The sequence below is a fragment of the Pseudoalteromonas sp. 68 DY56-GL68 genome, assembly GCF_041414825.1.
Lineage (GTDB): Bacteria > Pseudomonadota > Gammaproteobacteria > Enterobacterales > Alteromonadaceae > Pseudoalteromonas.
In genome coordinates this window covers 20285-28806 of the sequence record NZ_JAOCZL010000015.1, presented here as the reverse complement: position 1 = coordinate 28806, position 8522 = coordinate 20285, and the positions used below count along the sequence as shown (strand labels likewise).

General features: G+C 37.6%; 6 protein-coding genes. 4 read left to right on the top strand and 2 right to left on the bottom strand.

The annotated features are described in order from the left end of the window. The 4 genes from NYF15_RS08295 to NYF15_RS08280 form a co-directional block, all read left to right on the top strand. On the top strand, positions 1-585 hold a 585-nt coding region (locus NYF15_RS08295), incomplete at its 5' end, for an SAM-dependent methyltransferase (protein ID WP_371353317.1). Between the two features lie 31 nt (positions 586-616). Beyond that, positions 617-898, top strand: a complete 282-nt coding sequence (locus NYF15_RS08290; protein ID WP_371353316.1) for a hypothetical protein — start codon at positions 617-619, stop codon at positions 896-898. Positions 899-900: 2 nt separating this feature from the next. Next, positions 901-3330, top strand: a complete 2430-nt coding sequence (locus tag NYF15_RS08285) for a replication endonuclease (protein WP_371353315.1) — start codon at positions 901-903, stop codon at positions 3328-3330. Positions 3331-3423: 93 nt separating this feature from the next. Further along, positions 3424-3795: a hypothetical protein gene (locus tag NYF15_RS08280; protein WP_371353314.1), complete on the top strand. Its 372-nt coding sequence runs from the start codon at positions 3424-3426 to the stop codon at positions 3793-3795. Positions 3796-3891: 96 nt separating this feature from the next. Here the strand turns inward: NYF15_RS08280 and NYF15_RS08275 are convergent, their stop codons facing one another. Beyond that, positions 3892-4134 carry an ogr/Delta-like zinc finger family protein gene (locus NYF15_RS08275; RefSeq protein WP_371353318.1) on the bottom strand — a complete coding sequence of 81 codons (243 nt, stop codon included), beginning with the start codon at positions 4132-4134 and terminating at the stop codon, positions 3892-3894. A 547-nt stretch (positions 4135-4681) separates the two neighbouring features. Continuing rightward, a complete protein-coding gene (dsr1, locus tag NYF15_RS08270; protein WP_371353313.1) occupies positions 4682-8413 on the bottom strand; it encodes an anti-phage defense-associated sirtuin Dsr1 in 3732 nt (1243 codons plus the stop codon). Positions 8414-8522: the final 109 nt, after the last annotated feature.

Genomic DNA, 8522 nt, shown 5'->3' with positions numbered 1-8522 from the left:
TCAACAAATCGCGGAACTGTGCGCAATGCGGATGATTACTATGTAACACCACATTGGCTAATTGAAGATTTTCTAGCGGCCTTTGCTGAAAATAATATTTTGCTTTGTTCACCAGATGAATACCCAAGAGTATTAGATCCAAGTGCAGGCGGTTGTGAACAATACCCAATGAGTTACCCAACGGTATTAGAACAGCACGGCTTTAGTGTTGAAAGCTGGGACATTCGTGAAGATTCACGCGCAGAGATTAGAGGCCGTGATTTTTTAACAACACCAAGTGCATTTTTGCCAACATTCAACATGATCATCACCAACCCACCATTTAAGTTAGCGCAAGAATTTACAGAAAAAGCCCTTGATATGGTTGATGATCACGGCTTAGTAATTATGCTGCAACGCTTAAATTGGCTTGGTAGCCAAAAGCGTAAACCCATGTGGCAACGCTTACCGCTTGCGGCCGTTTATGTTCATAGTAAACGACCAGGTTTCAATCCTGAAAAACCAAGTCAAACCGACTCTACTGAATACGCCCATTTTGTATTTTGCAAAGGCTATCCAGCCGCAGCAGAAATATTTGTAATTTAACCAAATCCAAAACCCCAAAGGACGACTAAAAATGACCACTATCAAAGACCAAGATCTATCTAAAAATCAGCGTTTAGTAGACAACATCGTATTACATGCCATTGACCAAGTTAATTTTACTGTAAGGAACTTAGGTAAGCGTCCAACGTTTGCCATGTTGATGGAATGTGAAAACTGCCTTACTGACTTTATGCCGGTGATTAAGCTTATTGTTGATGACTACCCTGAGTATGCGCATGTTTACGACAAAATGGTGAGCGTACTAGAGGCGGTTCAAGTTCATGACGATCTAAGCTTGATTGAGTTTGCATAGCGATGCTAACGAATCAACCTCTTAATTTAGAAACCCTTAGACTATCGAGCATAGCTAAGGGTTTAATTTCTTCTATTAGCGATATCGACAACTACAACTATCTGGCGCGTGGCTTACAAAGTGTGCCTGTGCCATTACAAAGCCGAATAGCACGTAAATACATTGACCGATATAACCAAAAGAAAGCGGGGAGTGAGTACCGTGCTAATACATGGTTGCGCCGTACTATAAACCGATTAAAACCACGCTTTGGCGTGTTGTTCAGTATTACTCAAAATATGCCATTACCGTGGCATATTTTAAGTAGTGTTGAGAAAACAAAAAAACATGCCGGTGACTTGGCAATTGAATGTGTGCAAATAGCGCTTGATGTGAGCGAAGAGCATCAAACGTTAGAGTATGAGCAAATACTCAGGTTTACATATGAAGCAGTAGCCGAGCATGCAAAAGCCATTGGTGTAAACGTACCATTTTACGCTATGCGTGATGATGACTTACCGAGTGAATGCTTTGAAATTGCACTTCTTAAAATGCAGTGTGATAAGTGGTGGACTCGCCAACTAAAAACTCTACGCCGACAATTTATAGAGCTATTAGAAATAGCCACAGGGCAGGTGGGTAAAGACCTTTATTACGACAAAAAAAGCGAAAAGTCCAAACGCCGTGGTATTAGCCCCTATTCATCAAAACAAGCACAACGTGAATTTAGCTTTGCGCAAGCAAGCGGGCGGCAGTTCCTTGAAATGATGGAGCTACAAAGCACTGACGGCGACGTAATTGACCTAATAGAAGCTGTGAAAAGTGGGATGGCAAACCCTGCTAACCGCCGTAATGAGCTAATGCTACGTATACGCGAAACCGAAGAGCTAGCCGACGAAATGGGCTACACAGGTGTATTTTATACCATTACATGCCCAGCGCGTTTTCATGCCAATGCAAGTACGTGGGACGGTTCAACCCCTAAAGATGCGCAAAATTACCTTACCCGCACGTGGGCGCGAGCCCGTTCTAAATTAAACCGTCGTGACCTTAAATATTTTGGTGTGCGCGTAGTTGAGCCACACGCCGACGGGTGCCCGCACTGGCACATGATGTTTTTCATGCCTAAGCATAAGGTGCAGGAAATCAATGCAATTTTACGTTGGTACTTTATCCAAGAAGATAAAACCGAGCTTTACGATCGTTATGGCCCTGAACTTACCCGCGCCAAAGTATTCAACAAATGGGTAAATGTAGATAAAGAGGGGACTCACCTTAAGCTAGTAGAGGCTTGTGTTGCTTATCGAGCTAACACAGAAAAAGCTCGTTTATTTAAAATCTATAAACAAAAACGCCAAGAGTGGGGCTTTAAAAAAAAGCAAGGCAAAAAGGCGAAAGAACCAAGCAAGTTTTACCGTACTTTTTCCCCGCGCTTTGATGCTGTGATCATGGATAAAAATAAGGGTAGTGCAGCTAGCTATATTGCTAAATACATAAGCAAAAATATTGATGGTTATGGTGTTAATGATCATGAAGATGCAGAAACTGGTGAAAGCTTAACGAGCCAGGTTAGTCCTGTTTTAGCCTGGGCAAGTACGTGGAATATTCGGCAATTTCAGTTTCAAGGTTCGCCAAGTGTCACCGTTTATCGTGAACTACGCCGTATGCGTACAGCACTTGATGACGACGAGTTTGAGCCAATCCGCCAAGCTGCGGATGCTGCAAACTGGAAAGACTACGTAAAATTACAAGGCGGCATGTGTATAGGACGCGATGCAAACTTTAAAACCCATTACGAAGAAACCCCGCAAGGTAATGACTACGCTGAATTGGTGAAGCGCATTAAAGGCGTTTACCGAACCTTGACCAATAACCAGTTAATAACCCGATTAGTCGAGTGGACCAGGCAACTCAAAGGTACAGCAGAGAAAACCGCAGCTAAAGACACTACCAACGTCGGCGTAGCCGACCTATCTTGGACTAGTGGTAATAACTGTACGCCCATAGCCACGGGCTCTAGGGACGAGTTGTTACTTGATATGGTGGGTTATGACAAAAAAGAGATCGAGCAGGTTAAAAAGGATCTAATTTCGGGTAAAAGGATCAGGCGAAACGACCAAATTTACCAAATACGAAATGGTCAATTGCAGGTTCTGGACGAAGCCGACCAACAAAAACATGAAAAACGACTCGCTATTGAATATCGAGCGAAAACACTCGCCCAAAAATCGGGTAGTTGGCATGTAACAGATGCACATAGACAAGAAGCAAAAGAGTTAATAGAGCTTGCATACACATATGCTGAGCATGATGGTCGTGATTCATTGATTGCAACAAAGCACGATAAGGGCTTTATTAAAATAGGGGATTGGGATCTAGCCTTGTTAGTTAATGATGGACAAGCTTCTGCAGTAAGTGAGGATGACTGGTGGTCAGTAGAGTTGATGGCCTAATCACTTTAAGGTTTAGTAATTATTAAATTTATATGCTAAAACTATTAAAAAATAATTCAGTAAAACTTAATTTTAAGTAGATAGGGATAAATCATGAAGAGATTCATTTTATTTGTAATCTTGGGCGTAATATTTGGACAGGCTTATGCAGGAGAATTGTATAGAGCACCTAGCGCAGGTGATAGTGGGAAATACTTTGTATTAGAAAATGAAAATTTGGGTGGTAGAATCATCAAAGTGCTAACCAGTCGAGTTGGCAAAAATAACGAGTACACAGATTTCACCCAATTGAAAATTAACTGTAATACTAACCAGTATTTTACGCTTGCAGGGTCTAGTGAAGACGGAGCTAAAGATAATCCTTCGAAACCCCTGAAGGACTGGTCAACAAATTCAAAGTGGACAGGTTTGATAGTAGGCTCAAGTAAATATGATCTAGTTAATTATATTTGTAGAAAATTCTGACTCATTATAGCTAATGATAAACTTTACTAGAAATCAACACTTTATATCTCAGGCAAAACATAGCACAAAACCAATATTAGAATTATAAACTAAATTCTATATTGCTAATAATTCCAGTTGTTCATGTCTTGGTAAAGTTTTTATTAGTGAAGCTGCTAGCTGTGCTGTTGTCTTTCGCGGAGGGTTTAGATAATGCTTGAATGCCAATGTACTAACAAACGTTGCCCCACAGTTTTTAACGTCAGTACATGAAATGTATAGATCAGCTACATGGGTTGATTGATTTTCTCTTGATGAAATAGACGCTTTACTTCCACAGTTCGGACACGTTACCCGCATAGCCACACCAATATAAATTAACAAAACAATAACTGTGATTATATACAGTGTTCGTTTGTCTGACAAATAACCATCCCACTACTAGCAGAGAACTCAAAGGCTGAAAAATTCACTCCTCCTCGCCTTCCGCTTTCGTGCAAAAAATGCGTCAAATTGACTACCATTGTGACATGCTATTTTTAGCTAGCTCTTGTATTTAAAGGATCTGAGGGATACTTAAAAAAGATCTGAATGTCACAACTGTGACAATGTTTGACATAAAGTGACAATGAAAAGATCAAAAAGGTGGTGATTTACCTAAAATTGAAAAATCGCAAAATAAAAGTGAATAAGTCTTAACTTGATCTGTCAGGTTCGATCGTTAGAACACAATCAAATCTGACTGTTGCAATTGTGCTATTTTAGGACGTTCGGCTTTAACTCTTTTTTGCCCCATTCCGAGCTAACGTAAATGCTCTAAAGGTTTGCTTCGAGATTAACGGACGGTCATTGACTAAAACTTCAAAATTAAAAATGTTATGTTTGAACTCAGAAGAACCATACAGGACTAACCTGTTAGCATTCCCAACGCATTTAATCTAGAGAATTTTTGAGTTTCTATTAATAATGGATCAACTGAGCTAATTCGAGCTAAAATTGCGTTTAAATCACCCAATATAATTCTAGGTTCATCCTCGATAATTTGATTTAAAAACTTCAATACAGTTTCAGGATATTCCTCAGGTAAATTTGTTTCATTTAACTTTCTCAATAAATAATTAAAATCACTAATATTACTTAAACTATGCTGCAGTATAGAATAACTTTCTACAAAATATTTTTGAGTGTTTAAACATAGAATTGCAAGTTGATTTATTGTTAATTCATTAAAATTTTGATTTTTAGGCCAAACTTTTAATAAAAAGGGTTTAATTCTATTTTCCCAGTATTCATCAAATTTATCTCCAGAACTCGTTAATGCATCGTTTAAAGCAACAGTAACATGATAAAAAGCATTTCCGGAGAGTTGTGAGAAGGCAACGGCGACTTCTTTGACTCCATATTCATCATATTTCTGGAGAGCAACATAGGTTAAAAATTTAGCATACTGTTGTGATTGTTCACCTAAATCATCTAAATGAGATGCTGTTTCTAATAAATTTGCTTTTATTTTAATTAAAAACTCTTTGTGCAATCTTGGTGACCATAAGTAGCAAAACCATGCTACCTGAGAAAAACTACAATCGCTCCAATTAAACCAGTTTAAAATATGCTCTTCAGCCCACTCAGGTGAAACTCTATAAAGAGATAAAACATTAGTAGATATAATTGCTTTAGATAAAATATATATTTCATTATCTTGATTACACAGATGGTTGAGCCTTTCCTCATAATCTGAACTTATACCATAACCATCTTTGGGTTTTTCTCTATACCATTGTTTAAATAAAAGTTCAGTCAAGATTCCAACGGGGTGATTTATTGCAGCCATTAGAGGATCTCTATTAATATCAATCTCTTTTTCAAATGGTAAAGTTATTAATAGATCATAAAAGGTAAAAAATTTACTTTTTGTAATTACCTTACAATCGAAATTTTTATCAAGCCAAAACGCAAGAGACCTTGATATGTCGACTAACTTTTCTTTCTCTAAACTTAGAAGATAATTACATGACGAGTCCCAAGCAATATAAGAAAGCCGCCTATTTTCAGACCAAATGTTTATTGCCTCATTCCATCGTTCTGGTAGCCATGAATTACATTGAATAAGTGCCTCTATAACAAATTTTGGTTCTTTTCTACATCGAATGGACCAATCATCTTCATTTCGAAACCCTCCCTCAGGGTTATCCTCCAGCCATTTTATTAAACTATTAAGCTCTGAAGGAGTATTATTTTCCAGTCCTTTATGAAAACCTGTACTCATCCAAAAAGGGAACTCTTGTTCCTCTTTAATTTTCTCCCCCCATATTGGATGCTTTTGAAGCATTTTTTCATATGCCCTATCACCCTCAATACCAACATTTAGTCTAGAATTTTTTAATTTGGATAATCTAAGCCAAATAGCACGATCTTTAATATCCTTAAACTCTTGCTCTGTAAGTTCTTTCCTAAACCAAGATTTAGATGGCCCTTTTAAAATATTACAAACTAGTCGATTCTTATCAACACCACTTAAATTTAAAAAAAGTTTTGGTAATAAACTTAGTATCTCTCGTTGTGTCGCGGTATTCCATAACCAACGTGAGTCATCTATTTCCAGTAGCTCATTTACATCCACTGAAAAATTTTGGGGTAACTCTGCTAAAGCAAATAATGCCAACCTTTTGAAGATTGGAAATGGTAACGCCCACCAATCCATAATAGCGTTCATAGCGGCATTGGAATTGGTTGTTTTCATTGCAAGCCATGAGTCTCTAACTAACTCAATTAATACAGTCCAATCATTATGATGTTTATTTTGTGGATGTTTCGCGATCGAAGGCTGGTGAATGTATGAATAATCATAATACTCATTTACTTCCCCCAGTAAACTCTTCAACTCCATTATTTCTAATAGAATTAAATTAAACTCAATAAATAGATTACCAATATCATGGCTCCATTTATCAACTTTATTTAGTTCTTTCAACGCGGAATATGGGTGAGAACTAGTGAGAACAACCTCACTCCTAAAAATACGTTTTATCCCACTCACAGAGCTAGCTAAACTCAGAGGCTCACTAAAACGGATTCTTGGAGAAAGTAATGTCTTTAGCTCATGTTTGAGGGGTAATGATAAATAGTTTACCTTATATTTATCTACCCATGAGTAAAGACTAAAACGATGGCTAGAATTAGTGCAATAGCCCGATAGTATTAACTCCCATATAGTTAGCATTTCTTCACTTAAATTAGCGCATAAAATGTCACCACTATTTTTCCTGTGCGCTCTTAGCTCATTATTAATTTTCCAGTGTAAATCGCTATGTAGCCTTCCTCCTTGTTTACATATAAAGAGAACAAGTTCTGGTTTATCTAAGTGCTTAACTAACCAGATGCCAAGAAAGTTCATTACATTATCCCACTGTACCTCATCATGAGAAAAAGTTGCTAATGACATATTTGGTGAAAAAGCGCTTTTTGGAGGCCTACTGAAAAGTCTAAACTCAAAATTTTCTTTAAAGCTTGTGTCTACTATACCAAAACGTGGTAGATCACTTTTATCAAGCTTAATTTCATTAAGTACATTCAACCATTCAATAGGTGGAGGGGGGGTTAATTGAGCAAATGTTTTTGCAGGAATACCAGTTGGATCACTTAAAGCCCAAGCAAGTCTGTATGCATATCCATTATCTAAATCTGCTTCAGATGGCTTTGTAAAAGCAGTCGTTACTACTATTTGTTGCTTTCCAACCAGTCCGTCTCTATAGGTTTCAGACCATTTTTCTAACGTTTTATGTAAATAATAATGATGTCGGTGGTTTTTGTACAAAATAGGTGTGACATTTTTAGCTAACCAGTTTTGCTTTTCGTGCTCATATTCTTTTTCTTCATTTTTACCTGTTTTATAATTACCAAACGCGAACATCTCAGGAGGTGATTCACCTAATAAACGGTCCGCTGCTAAAGCATCCATCATATATCTAAGTACAGGATCATTAAGGCTGTATCCTACAAAGCACACTACATAAGTTCTGAACAGCTCACTAACAAACCGTGAAGCCCATCTCTCATTCAAGTATGCCAATCCGAAGTCACCACTTGAAATAACTAAATTATCAAGGTCAAAATCGCTGATGTTCTCAGGTATTAATCCATGTAAATAAACCAAACCACTCCACCTACTTTTTGGGACTGGAAGTAATGGAGCTTGAAATATAGGAAAGTCTATTTTTTCACTTAAGCTAACGTCTTGAAAAATTCTATCAAAGTTGGTAGTTATTAAACGAACTCGTTTATCTTTTGTTGTTGCGAGCTGAAGTAAAGCTTTGTGTGTAGTAGTAGCATTTGCATCAGAGTAATCAGGTTTTAATTGATTAACCAACTCTTTTCTAACAGCGTTTCTCCATTCACTACTTGGTCTAGTCGCTTCTAGTAATGATACAGCAGTGTCAAATTGTCCTAGCTTTAATGTTTGCTCTTGTATTGGTGAAGGAACAACACCTAGATTCTCATATAGGCTTCTAACAAGCCCACCAAACCCCGGGAGTTTAGCTGGAAAAGATATCCCAGCACCGCAAAAGAAAACAACCTTACCTTCTTCATGTGCTTGTAATAGCTTTTCAGGAATATTTGGTCCATTATTCACAAACTGCATTACAAAAATCCTTTTAGTAAAATTACCTCCATATAAAATCAATAGAGGGGGTATCTGAAGGTGAAAATAACATACCTCCCCTTAAAAAAATAATTTTTCGCACATAAGG

Excerpts from the sequence above, each read along its gene's own strand:
- NYF15_RS08290 (WP_371353316.1), top strand. The coding sequence starts at position 617 with ATGACCACTATCAAAGACCAAGATCTATCTAAAAATCAGCGTTTAGTA.
- NYF15_RS08285 (WP_371353315.1), top strand. The coding sequence starts at position 901 with ATGCTAACGAATCAACCTCTTAATTTAGAAACCCTTAGACTATCGAGC.
- NYF15_RS08280 (WP_371353314.1), top strand. The coding sequence starts at position 3,424 with ATGAAGAGATTCATTTTATTTGTAATCTTGGGCGTAATATTTGGACAG.
- NYF15_RS08275 (WP_371353318.1), bottom strand. The coding sequence starts at position 4,134 with ATGCGGGTAACGTGTCCGAACTGTGGAAGTAAAGCGTCTATTTCATCA.
- dsr1 (WP_371353313.1), bottom strand. The coding sequence starts at position 8,413 with ATGCAGTTTGTGAATAATGGACCAAATATTCCTGAAAAGCTATTACAA.